The organism is Flavobacterium collinsii, assembly GCF_946903285.1.
In the GTDB taxonomy this organism is placed as follows: Bacteria; Bacteroidota; Bacteroidia; order Flavobacteriales; family Flavobacteriaceae; genus Flavobacterium; species Flavobacterium collinsii.
On record NZ_OX336425.1, the window covers coordinates 1,886,733 to 1,904,717 of the forward strand.

18 protein-coding genes are annotated in these 17,985 nt (G+C 34.2%); 10 read left to right on the forward strand and 8 right to left on the reverse strand.

Going from position 1 to position 17,985, the window contains the following annotated elements:
- Position 1: 1 nt before the first annotated feature.
- The 8 genes from murI to OGZ34_RS08265 form a co-directional block, all read right to left on the reverse strand.
- Positions 2–778 (reverse strand): glutamate racemase, encoded by a 777-nt coding sequence (gene murI / locus OGZ34_RS08230; RefSeq protein WP_263362712.1) that lies wholly within the window; start codon positions 776–778, stop codon positions 2–4.
- Between the two features lie 336 nt (positions 779–1,114).
- Complete coding sequence (locus OGZ34_RS08235; protein WP_173965448.1) at positions 1,115–1,618, reverse strand: OmpH family outer membrane protein; 504 nt, start codon at positions 1,616–1,618, stop codon at positions 1,115–1,117.
- Between the two features lie 15 nt (positions 1,619–1,633).
- A complete protein-coding gene (locus OGZ34_RS08240) occupies positions 1,634–2,650 on the reverse strand; it encodes an OmpH family outer membrane protein (protein ID WP_263362713.1) in 1,017 nt (338 codons plus the stop codon).
- A 42-nt stretch (positions 2,651–2,692) separates the two neighbouring features.
- A complete protein-coding gene (locus tag OGZ34_RS08245; protein ID WP_263362714.1) occupies positions 2,693–5,440 on the reverse strand; it encodes a BamA/OMP85 family outer membrane protein in 2,748 nt (915 codons plus the stop codon).
- Positions 5,373–6,113: an isoprenyl transferase gene (locus OGZ34_RS08250; protein ID WP_173965451.1), complete on the reverse strand. Its 741-nt coding sequence runs from the start codon at positions 6,111–6,113 to the stop codon at positions 5,373–5,375. Before OGZ34_RS08250 ends, OGZ34_RS08245 begins: the two co-directional genes overlap by 68 nt.
- Positions 6,114–6,118: 5 nt before the next feature.
- Positions 6,119–6,808 (reverse strand): type IX secretion system protein PorG, encoded by a 690-nt coding sequence (gene porG / locus OGZ34_RS08255; RefSeq protein WP_173965452.1) that lies wholly within the window; start codon positions 6,806–6,808, stop codon positions 6,119–6,121.
- 173 nt (positions 6,809–6,981) lie between these two features.
- Positions 6,982–7,869, reverse strand: coding sequence for an NAD kinase (locus tag OGZ34_RS08260; protein ID WP_173965453.1), 888 nt, complete (start codon positions 7,867–7,869; stop codon positions 6,982–6,984).
- 114 nt (positions 7,870–7,983) lie between these two features.
- Positions 7,984–8,643 (reverse strand): CBS domain-containing protein, encoded by a 660-nt coding sequence (locus OGZ34_RS08265; RefSeq protein WP_173965454.1) that lies wholly within the window; start codon positions 8,641–8,643, stop codon positions 7,984–7,986.
- Positions 8,644–8,759: 116 nt separating this feature from the next.
- Here OGZ34_RS08265 and OGZ34_RS08270 point away from each other — a divergent pair, with 116 nt between their 5' ends.
- The 10 genes from OGZ34_RS08270 to OGZ34_RS08315 all read left to right on the forward strand — a co-directional run bounded on the left by OGZ34_RS08270 (position 8,760) and on the right by OGZ34_RS08315 (position 17,907).
- Complete coding sequence (locus tag OGZ34_RS08270) at positions 8,760–9,473, forward strand: pyridoxine 5'-phosphate synthase (RefSeq protein ID WP_263362715.1); 714 nt, start codon at positions 8,760–8,762, stop codon at positions 9,471–9,473.
- Between the two features lie 161 nt (positions 9,474–9,634).
- Positions 9,635–10,399: an alpha/beta fold hydrolase gene (locus OGZ34_RS08275; protein WP_263362716.1), complete on the forward strand. Its 765-nt coding sequence runs from the start codon at positions 9,635–9,637 to the stop codon at positions 10,397–10,399.
- 39 nt (positions 10,400–10,438) lie between these two features.
- Positions 10,439–10,930, forward strand: a complete 492-nt coding sequence (locus tag OGZ34_RS08280; RefSeq protein ID WP_263362717.1) for a YdcF family protein — start codon at positions 10,439–10,441, stop codon at positions 10,928–10,930.
- 39 nt (positions 10,931–10,969) lie between these two features.
- A complete protein-coding gene (locus tag OGZ34_RS08285) occupies positions 10,970–11,314 on the forward strand; it encodes a phage holin family protein (protein ID WP_263362718.1) in 345 nt (114 codons plus the stop codon).
- A 118-nt stretch (positions 11,315–11,432) separates the two neighbouring features.
- Positions 11,433–12,755 carry a trigger factor gene (locus tag OGZ34_RS08290; protein ID WP_173965459.1) on the forward strand — a complete coding sequence of 441 codons (1,323 nt, stop codon included), beginning with the start codon at positions 11,433–11,435 and terminating at the stop codon, positions 12,753–12,755.
- Between the two features lie 237 nt (positions 12,756–12,992).
- Positions 12,993–13,667 (forward strand): ATP-dependent Clp endopeptidase proteolytic subunit ClpP, encoded by a 675-nt coding sequence (clpP, locus tag OGZ34_RS08295; RefSeq protein WP_089054473.1) that lies wholly within the window; start codon positions 12,993–12,995, stop codon positions 13,665–13,667.
- Positions 13,668–13,841: 174 nt separating this feature from the next.
- Positions 13,842–15,074, forward strand: a complete 1,233-nt coding sequence (gene clpX / locus OGZ34_RS08300; protein ID WP_173965460.1) for an ATP-dependent Clp protease ATP-binding subunit ClpX — start codon at positions 13,842–13,844, stop codon at positions 15,072–15,074.
- A 137-nt stretch (positions 15,075–15,211) separates the two neighbouring features.
- Entirely contained in the window at positions 15,212–16,411 is a 1,200-nt protein-coding gene (locus OGZ34_RS08305; protein WP_263362719.1) for a hypothetical protein, read from the forward strand.
- 11 nt (positions 16,412–16,422) lie between these two features.
- Positions 16,423–16,998 (forward strand): hypothetical protein, encoded by a 576-nt coding sequence (locus OGZ34_RS08310; protein ID WP_263362720.1) that lies wholly within the window; start codon positions 16,423–16,425, stop codon positions 16,996–16,998.
- Between the two features lie 303 nt (positions 16,999–17,301).
- Positions 17,302–17,907 carry a murein L,D-transpeptidase catalytic domain family protein gene (locus tag OGZ34_RS08315; protein ID WP_263362721.1) on the forward strand — a complete coding sequence of 202 codons (606 nt, stop codon included), beginning with the start codon at positions 17,302–17,304 and terminating at the stop codon, positions 17,905–17,907.
- Positions 17,908–17,985: the final 78 nt, after the last annotated feature.

Consider the following 17,985-nt stretch of genomic DNA (forward strand, 5'->3'; position numbering starts at 1 on the left):
TTTAAAAATCCTTTTCGATGACAGGATATTTGTACTCTAAAATCGATTTTAAAACCTCAGGATTTGAATTGACATAAAATACAGGATCGCTTTTTGGGTTGGCAGTGAAACCAACTGTTTCACGCAGAATATTTTGTGTTTGTCTTGCAACAGCTTCTCCCGAATCAATAATGCGAATGTGTTCCGGAAGTATCTTTTTGATTTGCGGGATCAAATAGGGGTAATGACTGCATCCCAGAACAAGGTAATCGATATTGGCATCGATCATGGGTTGCAGGTAGGATTCTAGTAATTGAGTCATTTCTGGAGAGTAAAGGTTCCCATCTTCAATAAGCTGCACGAGTCCGTAGCCTACCTGTTCAATAATAGTAGTATGTTGAAACATTTCGGCAGTTTTATTGAACAATTCACTGTTTAAGGTTCCTTTGGTAGCTAATATTCCAATTACCTGTGTTTTCGAATTGGTGGCAGCCGGTTTAATAGCCGGTTCAATTCCTATAAAGGGAATATCGTAATCAGCACGAAGTTCGCGAATTGCATTGGTTGTAGCAGTATTACAGGCTACTACAATTAGTTTGCAGTTTTGTTCCAGTAAAAAATCTACATTTTTTTTACTTAAAGCAACAATCTCTTCTTTTGTTCTTTGACCGTACGGCGCATTTTTACTGTCGGCTAAATAAATGGTTTTCTCGTTTGGAAGTAGCTCACGAATGGCGCTCCAGATGGAAGTTCCTCCAATGCCAGAATCAAAAACGCCTATAGGATTGTTGTTTGTCATAGTACAAATTTAAGGTTTTTTGAAATAAATGGGGATATCAATTAAAAGGAAATCTTAGGATGTTTTTTTTACTCGCGAAGACACCAAGACGCAAAATTTGTTTTTTGTGGTAGTGCTGATGAGTTTTTTACTGCAGTATGGTTTAGTCCCTATGGGACATCTTTGTTTTGTTTGAGTTTTTTGGTTACCGATATCTTACTCCTAAAGGAGTAGATAAAGGCGAGTATCTCGGAGAGATTACATATTGGTAGTGAAATTTACGGTTGGAGTAGATTGTATAAAAAACGGTCCGTACTTTAAGTGTACGGACCGTTTTTTATGTAAAGAATTCGTTTATTAGAATCCTAAATCTTTTTTTACATCAGCAGTGATGTTTGGACCATCAGCTAATAATAAAGTAGAACCGTCTAATACGTATTGGAAACCTTTTGCTTTTCCAACTTTTTGGATAGAAGCTCTTACTTTTTCCATTAATGGTTTTACGATGTCAGTTTCTTTTTGTTGTAATTCTTTTTGAGCGTTGTCTCTGTAGTCAACAATTCTTTTTTGCATGTCCTGAACTTCTTTAGAACGTTCTCCGTTTACAGCGTCAGTTACAGTTGCAGCTTCTCCTTCGTATTTTTTGATTTTTACTTGATATTCGTCAACCATTTTTTTGTATTCAGCATCATATGTACCACTTAATTTTTGTAGTTGATTTTGAGCATCTAGCATTGCAGGCATTTTCGACATAATCTCGCTAACATCAACGTGAGCTACCTTAGCTTGCGCGTTCATTGTGTTGCTTGCTCCTAAAACTAGTATTGCAGCAATTAGTAAAGTTTTGATTTGTTTCATCATTTTTAAAAATATTAATTAATTATTGGTCGTATTTGATTTTTGCATTTCGGCTTCTTTTGCTTTTTTGGCCGCTTCTCTTTCTTCTAAAATTTTCTTTCTTCTGTCTTCTAATTCTTTTTTACGTTGTTCGTAAAGTTTTTGTCTTTCTTCAGTTTTATTCACTGCCGGTTGAGCCGGTGTTGTTCCTTCAGTTGGTGTGACATTGGTAGTAGCAGGTTTAGCTGTTGTGCCTTCTGTTTTGACTGGTTCTGTTTTCGCAGGTTCAGAAACCGTGCCATTTTTTTTGGCATCTCTTTCAGCTGCTAATGCTTTTCTCCTGTCATCGTATTCTTTTTTCTTGGCTTCCTGCTCAAGTCTTCTGTCTTCAAGCAATTTTAATCTGGCAGCTTTTTTATCATCCAACGTTTTTTGTCGGTTAGCCATCTCTGGATTCTCATCAATTGCGTTTTCCAGTTTTTCTTTAGTTTCCTGATCTTTCAATTGTTTTTTAGACAGCTGTTCGCGTTTTTCAGTTCGGTTCAAAATACGAATAACCTGATCGCTAATGTCATACTTTTTATTGCTAAAGAGCATTGTTAAATCAGATGATTTGTCAAATATAAAATCGTAATTTTTTGCTTCGGCAATATCCTGCACGGCTGTAAAAACCTGATCTTGTATAGGCTTTGCTAATCCTGCTTTCTGATGCATTAAATTACCGTCAGAACCAAATTGCTTTTGCTGGTAATCCATCATTTCAGTTTCGAGAAATTTAATCTCTGTTTCTTTTTCGTCAATAAGCTCTTTTGTCAGTAAAGCTCTTTCGGCTTTAAGGCTTTCTTTAAGATTATTGATGTCTATTTTTTTTGTTTCTATTTCTTGTTTCCACTTTTGAGCCTTTAGCTCTAATTGTGCTTTTGCTTCTTTGTAATCAGAAACATTTTCCAAAATATACTCCATATCGATGTAGCCAATCCTTGTCGTTCTTGTTTGAGCCTGACTTGTATTTGCTACAATCAGGGCTAAAAATATAAATAAAAATTGTTTTCTCATAACATTACTTTATTTGAAAATTTTTAACCAACTATTGTTTTTTTAAAATTGTTGTCCGATAATAAAGTGAATTTCTTTACCATGCGCCTTAGTCTCTCCCGGTTGAGGATCGAAACCGTAACCCCAGTCAATACCCAATAATCCAAAGGCCGGCATGAATACACGTAAACCAACACCCGCAGAACGGTTCAGATCAAATGGATTGTAAGCTTTAAAAGTTGGGTATGATGAACCCGCTTCTAAAAATGCTAATGCATAGATCGATGCAGAAGCTTTTAATGTAATCGGATAACGCAATTCCATAGAGAACTTGTTATAGATTGTAGCTCCAATCTGATCTCCATTTGCATTTACCGGAGTTAGAGAGTTGTCGTCGTAGCCTCTTAATCCAACATTTTCTCTACCGTCCATTGAATAGTTCTGCTGCCCACTTCCTCCTAAGTAGAAACGTTCAAAAGGTACAACACCTCTTGCCTGATTGTATGCTCCCAAGAATCCAAACTCTGTTAAAGTTCGCATTACTAATTTACCATAAAGTTTGGTATACCATTCTCCTTTAAATTTAATTTTATAATATTCAAGCCAATTGTATCTTTTTTGATCCACTTTACCCTGGTCAGTATCTGCACTTGCATAATCAGAACCTACACTGACCATTCCCGGTTGTCCGTTTACTGTTTCTGTTTTGGTGTAATCTCCGGTGTTCAAAGGTCTTCCGTCTGCACCAGAAGTTGGGGCTCCAGTATATTGTGTTTTGTATTCTTTTTGATTTTTTAAATCACCGTAATCAATTCCGTTAAACAATGAATAAGGAGGGGTTATTTTTGCAGAAATACTAAAGTCTGAACCATAGGTTGGGAATATTGGGTTAACCCCTTTATTACTTCTCGATAGTCCAATAGTATATGCTAAGTTTCTTGACGCTCCGTTACCAAAGGTAAACAATCCTGTATTATAATTGTTCAAATCATAGTGTTGGTAACTTACAGATTGTGACAATACGAAGTAATCGTCTGGCACAGTAAGTCTTTTAGCTAAACCAACTTGTAAAGTTAAGATGTTAAAACTTTTGCTTTTATCTACGCTTCTGGTAGCGAAATTGTTTAGGAATTGCTTACTATATGAAATAGAAGAACTAAATTGTACAGGTTTTTTTCCTCCAAACCATGGCTCCGAGAACGATACACTATAGGTTTGAAAGTAAGTACTTCCTTGTAAACGAAGTGCTACTTTTTGACCGTCTCCCATTGGTAATGGTTTGTACGATTCTTTGTTGAAAAGGTTTCTTACTGAGAAGTTGTTAAATGATAATCCTAGTGTTCCGATGAAACCTCCACCGCCATAACCTCCTTGAAGTTCGACCTGGCTGGATCCTTTTTCTACAACATGGTATTCAATGTCAACAGTTCCTGCTGAAGCATCAACATTTTTGAATTTTGGATCAATGGCTTCAGGATCAAAGAATCCTAATTGTCCAATTTCACGAATTGTTCGTACTAATTGTTCTTTACTGTATTTTTCTCCCGGTTTAGTTCTTAATTCGCGATAAATAACGTGATCGTTTGTTTTATCATTTCCTACAACCGATATTTTGTTGAAGTAGGCGATAGGACCTTCTGTAACTCTAATTTCAAAATCGATAGTATCGTTAACTGTTTTTACCTCTACAGCGTTGATGTTAGAGAACAGGTAACCGTTGTTTTGATATAAGTTTGTGATGTCTTCTGCATCAGGTTTTGTCTTGTCGGCGATACGTTTTTCCAATAAAACACCATTGTAGGTTTCTCCTTTTTTGATTCCTAAATAACGGTTTAATAATTGATCAGAGTAAACAGTATTTCCTAAGAATTTGATGTTTCCGAAGTAGTATTTGTTTCCTTCTTCCACATTAATTTTGATGGCCAGCATATTTTTCTTCTTGTCGTATTTAACAGAATCAGAGATAATACGGGCATCACGATATCCTTTTTCTTTATAAGCAGCAACGACTTTTTCTAAGTCAGTTTTGTATTTTTCAGGGATGAATTTGGAAGATTTTAAGATACGGAGTATGTTTTTTTGTTTGGTATCTTTCATTGCAGCTCGCAACTGATTTCCGCTAAGCTGTTTATTTCCGGTGAAATCGATACTGCTAATTTTGACCTTATCTCCTTTATCTATCCGTACAAGCATGTTTACATGATTACCTGCAGTACTGTCAGGAGTATTGGTAATGGTAACTTTGGTGTTATAAAAACCTTCTTTTTTATATTTATTTTCAATATAATTTTTGGTTGTCGTGATTAAGTTTTCGTTGACAATTTTGTTTTTGGTCAAATTGTTGTCCTTAATTAATCCTTCGATTTTATTTTTCTTAATACCAACAAATTTGACTTCATTTAGTTTGGGAAGTTCGACAATGTTCAGATCCAGATAGATACTGTCGTTGTCGATTTTGTTAACATAAAAAGAGATTTCGTCAAAAAGGCCAAGTTTGCCTAATTTTTTAATAGCGCCACTGATTTCTTCACCCGGGACTGCTATTTCTTGTCCTTTTTGAAGGCCAGAGAAAGTAACAACGGTTTGTTCGTTAAAGCTTATTTTACCAACAACAGAAACTTTAGCAAGAATATATTTTTTTCCCTGATCAAAAGGAACTCTTTCTTGTGCTTTAATTTGTGAAAAACTACCCAAAAGAAGCAGGGTAAAGACTATTTGTATTCTTTTTTGCAACACTAAAATATTATTTAATTTGTTCACTGGTTTTTCCAAATCTACGTTCTCTTTTTTGATAACTAATAATAGCCTCATATAAATCTTGGTCTTTAAAGTCTGGCCATAAGACATTAGTAAAATATAGTTCTGCATAGGCGATTTGCCATAGCAAAAAATTACTTATTCTATGCTCTCCACTTGTTCTTATTAATAAATCTACGTCAGGTAAATTTTGCGTGTAAAGATGCTCATTTATAATTGAATCGTCAATAGCGTCTATTGAAATTATATTATTTTTAACTTTATCACTGATGATTCTCACGGCATTTACCAATTCTTCTCTTGATCCGTAACTTAAAGCCAGGGTTAAGGTAAGACGGGTGTTATTTTTTGTTTTGTCGATTACATCCAAGAGCTCTTTTTGAGCTGATTTTGGTAATTTCTCAAGATTCCCAATTGCATTAAGTTTGATGTTGTTTTCCTGCAGGGTTCCAAGTTCTTTTTTTAATGAATTGATCAAAATTTTCATCAATGCTTCGACTTCCAGTTTCGGACGATTCCAGTTTTCTGTCGAAAAAGCGTATAGTGTCAGGTATTCAATACCAAGTTTGGCACATGTTTTTATGGTGTTTTTTACAGATTTTGTTCCATTTTCGTGACCAAATGCTCTTAAAAAACCTTGTTGTTTTGCCCAACGGCCATTCCCGTCCATAATTATGGCCAGATGTTGAGGTAAATTTGTTTGATCTATTGATTCTATTAAATTCATTTTTATTATTCTGCGCAATAGCAAGGTTTTTCTCCAAAGGTATAAGTTAAAGTAATACCAGAGAAGACATACCAATCATTATTATTTAAATTTCCAAACTGTAATATGTTTGTGTTTTTTGTATTTGGATTGCTGGAGTCCATAGCATCTGTAAAAGTATATCGTGCTCCAACTTCAGCTGCCAGAACAATACTTGGAGTTATGTTTGATTTTATACCTAATATAATAGGTATGGCAAACGAACTTGAACTTATAGATTGTGTTACGGTTGGACTTGATGTAAAGCGATACAATTTGTCGTACATAAAGAAGTTAAGCCCGGAGAAGATATACGGAGTTACTTTTCTGTGATAATCATGCAGATTAAAGTCGAAAAAATTGAATTCCAGACCAGCTGAAAGTTCTTTTACATTATTTTTAAAGCTATAGCCTCTTCTGTTTCTTCCTGTTTCAGATGAATCGAAATCGTTTCCTGTAACGGTTGATTGTGTATACGAGAAACGATAGGAGTGACGCGGACTTTTATTCCATTTGTATAAGACACCAAAAGCCAGTTTTTCCGGTGCAATATAGGTAGTTTTGCCTACATCTCCTACAAAGTTACTTCCGCCTAAAAAAACACCAATCTCATTGATTTGAGCATTTAGTGTGATAAAGGGGAAAAAACATAACAATAAATTAAAAATTTTCTTCATTTAATTCAAAATTGCGTGCAAATATAATAATTATCGATTCGAATCAAAGTTTGTTTAGATAAATGTGCTTTTTTTTCAATTTACAATATGATTTTGAGCTATTTAATGATGATTCGCTATATGAAGAACGGGAAAATGTAGCATTATCGTATAGTGCTAATTCAGAAAACAGTTTAATTTCTTTTGTCTTCTCCCCAAAGCAGCTTGTTCCTCAAGGTTTTTAAGAAAGTTTCGCCCGGTATTTCTACCATTTTTATTTTAAAATCGGTCTTTTTGATTTTTAAAACGGATTCATTTTTTATAGAAGTGATTCTGGAATCTAAAGAGACTAAATATTGATCTTCTCTTCCGGTAACGCGAAGTTTGATTTCGGTATTGTCCGGGATTACCAGCGGTCTGGCGTTTAAATTATGAGGCGCAATAGGAGTGATTACTAAGCTTTCGACATTTGGGGTCAAAATAGGGCCTCCGCAACTTAAGGAATAGCCTGTTGAACCTGTAGGTGTTGAGATTATTAAGCCATCTGCCCAATACGAATTTAAATACTCATTGTTTAAATAAGTTTCAACTGTAATCATAGACGTGGTGTCTTTTCGGCTTACTGTGACTTCGTTCATTGCAAAGTTTAAATCGTCTTCTATGGCGTCGTTTTTAGGATCGCAAGTTAAGCTTAATAAAGTTCTTTCGGAGATGGTGTAGTTTTTGTCGATGATAAATTGTAGAAAATTATCAATACTTTCTTTTGGAACGGTTGCCAGAAATCCTAATCTTCCTGCGTTGATACCTAATATAGGAAGGCCTGAATTGCGTACCAGAGTCGCAGCTCTTAAAATGGTTCCGTCACCACCAATACTAATAAGCATTTCAAAACTATGATCTAACGAGGTAGTAGAAGAAAAGGTTTTGTATTCTTTTTTAACGATGTTTTTTTCGTAAAGCATCTTCAGGAAGTTTTCTTCAATTACCATTTCGACATTATTGGAATTGAAAAAAATAAAAATGTCTTTAATAATAGGCTCTGTACTGTTTTGGTAATACTGCCCGTAAATGGCTACTTTCATTCTTTGTAATTAGATAATGAGGGAATTAGATAATGAGTCAATGTGTTAATTAGATAATTAGTCAATGTAAAGATTATTAAATCAACTAATTTGCTCATTGGCACAGTAATACTTTTATATATTTAGGTATTTGTCCAGATAATCTGAACGTTCTTTTAAGCTGTTGATATAGGCGTCTTCCTGATGTTCTGAGATGATTTCGTAATTGTATCGTCTAAACGTCTGAATAATTTCATTCATCGGTCCAATGCCAATTTTTATGGTGATCTGAACATTTTCTAAATCAGCTTCAGAGATAAAACAACCTAGGATCTTACCATTATTGCTTTCTATAATTTGAGTAACTTGCCCCATTGAGTAATCCAAAAGTCCTTTTTGAACGATAATAATACCGCCTTGCTCTTTTAAGAATGGAGTTTCATGAAAGAATTTCATGATGTCCTCTATTTCATAATAACCAATATAGGCATTGTTTTCGTCAAGCACTGGAACTGTATTGGTGTGGTTTTTTGCAAATACTTCTAAAACATCGAGCCATATCATCGATTTTCGGGCAAAATAACGTTCTAAAGTGTATTTGTAGTCAATTGCTTTTTTGTCTGTGTCAAAAGTTTCGACATCATCAGCGGCAATACTTCCAATAAAAATTCCGTTTTCCAAAACCGGAAAATGCGAAAAATTCAAATCAGCAAAAAAGTCCTGAACCGATGCTATCGTTTCCTGACTATCAATCGCTCTGAAATCATTGGTGATATAGTTTGTAATTTCTGTCATAGATCTATTGAAGATATTTCATGCAAAATAATCAAAAAATAGCAAAAAACGCTACGTTTTACTTTGTATTTTTGTCGTAACAAATATAGTGTTACTAGAATTAATTATCTATTTATATGACAAAGTTAAGTGTAAATATCAATAAAATTGCAACGCTGCGAAATGCACGTGGCGGAAATGTTCCTGATTTATTAAAAGTTGCGACCGATATTCAGAATTTTGGAGGGCAGGGAATCACAATTCATCCGCGTCCGGATGAGCGTCATATTCGTTATCAGGATGCACGCGATTTAAAAGCAATTGTACATACCGAATATAATATTGAAGGAAATCCACAGCATAATTTTATCGATTTGGTTTTAGAATGTAAACCAACACAGGTAACTTTGGTTCCTGATGCTATTGGAGCCATTACCTCGTCGGCAGGCTGGGATACTGTAGCTAATCAATCCTACTTAACCGAAGTTATTCAGGAGTTTCAGCGCAACGGAATCAGAACTTCGATTTTTGTTGATCCGGTGCTGGAGGTTATTGAAGGAGCAAAAAAAACAGGAACAGATCGTATTGAATTGTATACAGAGGCTTTTGCGCATCAATATGGCTTAGGGAATAAAAAGGGGATTGATGCTTATATTGAAGCTGCAAAATTGTCGAATGAGCTTGATTTAGGAATTAATGCAGGTCACGATCTGAGTTTGGATAATATTCAGTTCTTTAAACAGAATATCCCGGGATTATTGGAAGTTTCTATTGGTCATGCTTTAATTTCGGAAGCACTTTACCTTGGTTTGGATAACGTAGTAAATATGTATCTGAATAAGTTGAAGTAATTGAAGTAATAATCCGTGATTAATTTTAGAATCTAAAAATTGGGCACGGATCTTAGAAAGGTGTTTTTTTCTGATAAAGCTACCTTATGAAGCCTAATTAGTTTAAGGATTGCTACATAAACTTTTTTTACCTTTGTGAGCAGTTTTTAAAATCATAATAAATGTTATATTCGAAAATAGAAGGGGAAGGAAAACCTTTCGTCATCATGCATGGATTTTTAGGGATGTCTGATAACTGGAAAACACTTGCTGGACAATATGTCGATGCGGGTTTTCAGGTTCATCTTTTGGATTTAAGAAATCACGGCCGCAGTTTTCATTCAGACGAATGGTCTTATGAGGCGATGGTACAGGACGTGTTTGAATATTGTCAGGCCAATCATTTGAATAAAATAGATCTTTTAGGACATTCAATGGGGGGGAAAGTGGCTATGCTTTTTGCAACTACATATCCTGGAATAGTTGATAAATTAATTGTAGCCGATATTGGTCCAAGATTTTACAAGCAACACCATCAGGGTATTTTGGCAGGCTTAAATGCGGTGGATTTTTCGGTAAAGCCAAGCCGTAATGATGTTGAGGCAATCGTTGCTCAATATGTTCCTGATTTTGGTACCCGACAGTTTTTATTGAAAAATTTATATTGGGCAACACCAGGGCAGTTGGCTTTTAGATTCAATCTGGCTGTTTTTAATAACAATCTGGATGCTATCGGAAAAGCACTGGCTGATGGTTTGGTTTTTGATCAAGATACCTTATTTATTAGAGGAGGAGATTCAGGTTATATTTTAGATTCGGATTTTGACGCCATACGGAAGCATTTTCCAAATGCGAAATTCGAAACCATTCCTAACGCGGGACACTGGCTGCATGCCGAAAATCCGAAATTGTTTTTTGAATTGACAGCTACCTTTTTGAAAGAGTAGGTTCTGATTTCAGGCTGTAAATTCTGTTTCATTTAAAAAATGATGAAAGTTATAATTGTATTAGGATCTCCAAATTCAGAAGATGGAGATTTAGGTAAAATTGCTTTAGACAGACTAAGTTATTGTCTGGATATTTTTAAGACTAAAGAGCATTGTGTTATTTGTACAGGCGGTTTTGGAGAACATTTTAATAATGCTCCCCGTCCGCATGCTGATTATGCTATGAGGTATTTACTAAACAACGGGCTTAGTTTGGAAAATTTTTTAGAACCGGCATTGTCCGCTAATACGGTTGAAGATGCTGTACTGTCAAAAGAAATAGTGTTAAAGCATGGTTTAGATTCAATTGTTGTGATTACTTCTGACTATCATGTGGAAAGGGTGAAACTTATTTTTGATGAAATTTTAGGATTTGATGCTATAGAATATGCAGGAGTACAACACGATATACCTGATGAGGAAAAAGAGAAATTACTGGCTCACGAAAAAAAAGCCATCAGCGGAATTTTAACTAAAGGTTTATATTATTAAATTTTACTACTTTTAAATAAAATTTTAAATCATAAAAATATGAAACTATTACTTAGACTCCTTGTTACCGCAGGCTTGGTGTTGTTAATCGCTAAATTTCTACCTGGGGTAATTGTTACCAGTTTTGGCACAGCAATAATTGTTGCGATTGTTTTAGGATTGTTGAATCTGTTTATAAAACCAATATTAATTATTCTGACATTACCTGTTACACTTATTACTTTAGGTTTGTTTTTGTTGGTTATAAACGCGATTATTATTTTGTTTTGTACCAATATTGTCGGGGGGTTTGCTGTTGATTCGTTTTGGACAGCATTGTTCTTTAGTGTCATCTTGTCTATCCTTCAGTCTATTACTTACAAAATAGTAGGAGAAGACAATTAAAATAAATAGAGAGAGCGTGATGAAAACGTATTCAAATACAATAGATTAAAAACTTGGTTGGGTTGCAAAAATTTTATAATTTTGCAACCCAATTTTATTATGTAAATTAAAGAAGAAGATGGATATTAAAAGAATAGCAACAGACGCTGTGAATGAAACAATTGTAATGACAGTTGTTCACATGGATTATAAAGGTCAGGTAGCAAAAAGAATAAACGAAAAAATGCCATTGGCTACTGTAAAAGGTTTTAGAAAAGGACAAGTTCCTAAAGACCTTGTTGAAAAACAATATGGAAAAGCTATTAAGCAAGAAGAAGTTAAAAAAGTAGTTGATTTAGCTTTAGAGCGTTTTGTTCAATCTGAGAGATTAAATCTTTTAGGAACTCCACTTGCTAAAGTAAACGAAAACTTTGATTGGGATGCTGAAGAATTAACTTTTGAATACGAAATTGGTTTAGTGCCAAACTTCGAAATTGATTTAGAAGCTAAAAACAATATCGTAAAATACATCGTAACTGCTGACGATAAATTAATCGACGGTCAGGTAGAACGTATCCAAAAACAATTTGGAAAAGCAATTCCACAAGAAGCGGTAGTTGCTGATTCTGATTTGACAGGAACTTTCTCTAACGAAGAAAAAGGAATTGACAATACAACTACAATTGCTTTATCTACATTCAACAAAGCGACTGCTGATAAATTCATTGGTAAAAAAGTAGGTGATGTTGTGGCAGTAAGTACAAAAGGTTTATTTGAAGACGATCACCAATTAATGGATTACTTAAAAGTAGGTCATGATGATGTTCACGGTTTAGATATCGAAGTAAACTTTACTATCAGCGCCATCAACGGAGCTGAATTGGCAGAATTGAACCAAGAATTATTTGATAAACTTTTTGGTGAAGGAAAAGTAGCTTCTTTAGAAGATTTAAAATCTAAAATTAAAGAAGATGCTGAAGCTCAATTCGCACAGCAAGCTGACCAAAAATTATTGTTAGACGTTCAGGACTTCCTGATCGAAAGCACAAAATTTGATTTACCGGCTGAATTTCTTAAAAAATGGTTGCAAACTGTTGGAGAGAAAAAACTTTCTGCAGAAGAAGCTGAGGTTGAATACGCAAGATCTGAAAAAGGATTACGTTTTCAATTGATTGAAGGAAAAGCTATGGCTCAAAGCAATATCCAAATTACATTTGAAGATTTGAAAGCTTTTACAACAAACGCAATCAGACAGCAAATGGCTCAATTTGGACAAACAAATCCAACTGACGAAGAAGTTCAGGGAATTGTTGCAAGAGTTTTATCTAACCAGGAAGAAGTGAAAAGACTTTCTGAGCAGGTAGTAGCTGAAAAACTATTGGAAGTGTTTAAAGAAAAAGCAAATCCAACAACAAAAGAAGTAACTTACGAAGAATTTATTGCCGCTTCATACGGAGAATAATTTCTAAAAAATAAGTATATTTGAGCGTCAGGAGTTTTTCTGACGCTCTTTTTTGTTTTAAGTTTATTCTGTTTCACGTTCCAGGTTTTTGTTGGAACGAATGGTAGATAACCTGAAACTTGAAACCTGAAACAAAAAAGTAAGACAAATTGGCATCCTTTGTAAAAAGGTATGAACTTTGTCTTATCCGTTTAAGTCACTTTCTGACTTTAGATTTTCAAACTTTAAACTAAAAATATGAACTACGGTAAAGAATTTAAAAAATTTGCTACAAAGCACCAGGGAGTAAACGCGATGTACTATGATAAAATCATAGCTGCAATGAACCCAACAAATATGACTCCATACATTATTGAAGAGCGTCAGTTGAATATTTCTCAATTAGACGTTTTTTCGAGATTAATGATGGACCGAATTATCTTTTTAGGAACAGGTATCGACGACCAGATTGCGAATATCGTTCAGGCACAATTATTATTTTTAGAAAGTGCTGATGCTTCAAAAGACATTCAAATTTATCTAAATTCTCCTGGAGGAAGTGTTTATGCAGGATTAGGAATTTATGACACCATGCAATATATTAAACCAGACGTAGCAACAATTTGTACCGGTATGGCAGCTTCTATGGGAGCGGTATTATTATGTGCAGGAGCAGCAGGTAAACGTTCGGCTTTACCACATTCAAGAGTAATGATTCACCAACCATCAGGAGGAGCCCAGGGAGTTGCAACAGATATGGAGATCAACTTACGTGAAATGTTGAAACTGAAAGATGAATTGTATAACATTATTTCTCAACATTCAGGACAAACTTTTGATAAAGTACACAAAGACAGTGAACGTGATTACTGGATGATTGCTGATGAAGCAAAAGAATACGGAATGATTGATGAAGTATTAAGAAGAGGATAATTTTTTTAAGACTCAAAGTTGCTAAGGTTCTAGGATTAACTTGAAACTTTGAAAATTGAAACAAAATTACACTTGAAACAAAAAAATAAAAAGTTAAGAGGTTGCTAAGTTTTTAAGGTTTTAGTAATAAATCTCAGAAACTTAGTAACTTTGCAGCTTAGTAACTAAAAAAGAATGGCTAAAGTAGTATTAGAATGTTCGTTTTGTGGAAGAAAAAAGCCAGAAACCAATTTATTGATTGCGGGTATTAATGCACATATCTGTGATAAGTGTATTGAACAGGCACATGGAATTGTATTAGAAGAATTAAAATCAAGCGGAAGCGCAAAACTTGTTGGGGACTTAATTTTAAAGAAACCAAAAGAAATCAGAGCTTTCTTGGATCAATATGTTATTGGCCAGGATCAGACTAAAAAAGTAATGTCGGTTGCTGTTTACAATCACTACAAACGTTTAATGCAACAGCAATTAGACGACGAAGTAGAGATTGAAAAAAGTAACATCATCATGGTGGGACAAACCGGAACAGGAAAAACATTAGTGGCGAAAACAATCGCTAAAATGTTAGATGTTCCTTTGGCTATCGTTGATGCAACTGTGCTTACAGAAGCAGGGTATGTAGGAGAAGATGTTGAAAGTATTTTGACACGTCTACTACAAGCCGCCGATTATGATGTAACCAAAGCCGAAAGAGGGATAGTGTTTATTGATGAGATTGATAAAATTGCCCGTAAGAGCGATAATCCATCCATCACGCGTGACGTTTCCGGTGAAGGAGTGCAACAGGCTTTATTGAAATTATTGGAAGGAACCGTTGTAAACGTACCACCAAAAGGAGGGCGTAAACATCCGGACCAAAAATTTGTTGAAGTAAACACACAAAACATCCTGTTTATTGCAGGTGGTGCTTTTGATGGTGTTGAACGTATCATCTCTAAACGTTTGAACCGTCAGGCTGTTGGATATTCGACTTCTAAAAATGTAGATAACATTGATAAAGACAATTTATTGCAATACATCATTCCAAAAGATATTAAAGATTTTGGATTGATTCCTGAGATTATAGGGCGTTTACCGGTTTTAACGCATATGGATCCTTTAGATAAAGAAACATTGCGTGCAATTCTGACACAGCCTAAGAATGCCTTAGTAAAACAATATCAAAAATTATTCTTAATGGATGATGTTGAGTTTACAATCACAGACGAAGCATTAGATTTTATTGTCGACAAAGCATTAGAATACAAATTAGGAGCACGTGGATTGCGTTCGTTATGTGAAGCAATTTTAACCGATGCCATGTACGAATTGCCAAGTTCAGATGATAAAGTTTTAAGCATCGACAAAGATTATGCAAAACATACTTTAAATAAAAATCTATTGAAACGCATGGAAATCGCTTCATAAGTTTCTATAATAAGATTTAATAATTTAGAAAAAACCTGTTCGGCTTAACGAACAGGTTTTTTTATTTTGTAAAATAAAACTTATGATTTTTATTATTCATTATAATATTTTTCTTATATTTATGAAAATATATTTGTATGAAAAATATTAAAAAAATGGCAATCCTCTTAATGGTTTTAGGAGTTGCAGTGTTAACAGGTCGTTGTGTTTCAGAGGAAGCAGGAAGTGAACAAAAAATAGAGCAATCTATTAAGGTTAGTCAAGCGAGGGTTTGGTTTGAACAGTATCAATCAAAAGTAAAAATTGATTCGTCGTTTAAAAGTCAGGTTTATAATTGGGATAGTGCAATCACGGAAACTTTTGAAAATGGGACTGAGGCACTTGTAGTTCCCGTTAGAGATAATAATCTTAGTGATGCTTATAAAGGTCAGAAAGTATTGTATTTATACCCTTTAGAAAATAAAAATGATTTTTCGGCCACAATATATGAAATACTCCCTTTATCAGAATCTTTAGAAAAAATAAAAACTTCAGGAGATTTAGTTAACTTTAATGGATATATCATTGCCTGGGATTTAGAAAGGGGATTTGTAAATGGGGCAAAATTTGAAAACTCCAATACGACAGCAGCGCTAACTGGACTTAGGGTAATCTCTTCGGAGGAGTCAGAGCGTCTGAATAAATCGACAGCTAAATCAGATCCTTTTGAGTTAGATGAAGTAATCATCCGCAGAGAAAAATCCGAGAATAAGCAGGAGTATGGAGGAGGTGGAAGCGCTGGAGGCTCTTATGGAGGGAGTTTAAATTCAGGATCGAAGGGTAACAGTCCAAAGGGATATGTGAAGTCTCCCGGAGGTGGAGGAAGTAGTAGTTCTACAGGGTCAACGGTAACTAAAGTTATTCCGCCTAGCTGTGAGAGTTTTAATTTTACGTCGAAAAAAGGGGCTAATTGGCAAGAAGCTGTGGTTAAAAATGTTCAATTTAAAATTGTTTTATTAACTCCACCGAATAAAGTTCAAATAACCCACGTTATTAATTATCCTCAACCAATAAGTTTTGGCATGCCAATAAACTATAATAAAGGGAATGGAGATGTGATTTCAGGTGTAGCTGCAACCGTTTCTGCGAAAGTTCTTCAATTGGTTATGGATGATGTAGTAAAAAAGTATGGAAGGACCGAAGCTTCAGAAGTAACAGTAAGCATGTATTTTCGTCAGAAATTAATAGATGAGTATCGTGAATATACTAATGGAGGTATTGTAAATTTTAATTCAACATCAAATATTAAAGCTACAGAATATAAAACGAGTCTATTTGGGACCGGAAATTGCGATTAAATTATTTAGATATGATAAGAGAAGTTTTAAAAGAAATAGCATATTTATATTATCCTAAGAATATATGTCCATGGACTCAAAAGGAATTGTATTTAGAAACTATGGAGTATGAAAGATTGAAAGCATTAATTGAATATTTTGATTCTGAGGAAAATCAGAAACTACGAAATAGTATTAGAGTCGAATTTGATAAAGATTTAGTTTTAAGGGGTTTTGAAGATTTTTCCAGACTGGATTGGGAAGATCGATGTTATACCTTTTTTTTGAATATTGTTGGAGGAGGTGAATTGTGCTCGATTACTTTGCATTTAAGTATCTTGGTTCCTTATTATGTGATTGAGACATTAATTCATAAGAACCAAATGATAATTTCGAAATCTAGGATCGAAGAATTGGAGAAAGAAAATTTAGATCCGAGAAAAATGAAAGATTTGGTTTTGGACATTAAATCAATTGTTGAAACCAAACTACTGTATCAAGAATTTCCAGAAACATTAATTCATGGTGTTATTGAAGATATTAGTTTTCAGGATATATATTTAGGTCATTTTAAAATGTATAATGCTTTTTTTAATAATCGTCGATGAAAAGAATAACTAGAAACTATTTGATTTTTTTAGCTTTGTGCGTTTTGTTATTGATCTGTTCCTACTTTTCTGAGCGTTTCTATACAATTTGCCTCTATGATACTTATTATCTTATAAGTTATTTTTATTTTGTTATTCTTTTTTTGCTTATTGGTACTATTCTTTATTTTCTTAGATCGCTCCAATTTAGAAAAAGGAGAAGTTGAATATAGGAAAATAGTAAAAAACCTGTTCGTTAATTCGGACAGGTTTTTTTGTTTTTTTGAAATTGTTTTCATTTTCATTTTTATGTAAATTGGCGACATGAAAAAAATATTGTGCCTAGTCATTATGTTGGTCTTGTTTTCTTTTAATAAAAAAGAGAGACTTCACGGCGAAACCAAAGAAATCAATTACAGTGCTTATTATAAAGAAGCACAGCAATATTGCAAGCATAATAATCTAAATCAGGATACATTTTTCTTAATAGATTTAGGTGTTCATTCCGGTCTCAAGAGATTCTTTGTTTATGACTTTAAGAAAAATAAAATAGTACAATCATATATGGTAAGTCATGGTTGCGGTGATAACAACTGGGGAGGGACTTCATCAAAAGATAATGCGGTTATAAGCAATAAATTCGACTCGCATTGTTCTTCAACAGGTAAGTTTGTTATTTTAGATCGCGGAGTAAGTCAATGGGGAATTAAAGTCAATTATATATTACAGGGAAAAGAGAAGTCAAATTCAAATGCCAGAAATCGGGCGATAGTTTTGCATTCCTGGGATGCTATTTCAAGCCATGAAGTTTACCCGAAAGGAACACCCGAAGGTTGGGGTTGTCCAGCTGTCTCTAATGAGAATATGAAGGAAATTGACGGACTTTTGAAAGCAAATAAAAAAGTTTTGATGTGGATTATTAAGTCATAAAATAGAGGGCTTTTAATTCTTTTTCTTATGAAAAGTATAATTCCTTTTTTAGCCCTGATCGAAACGGTATCCTTTTAC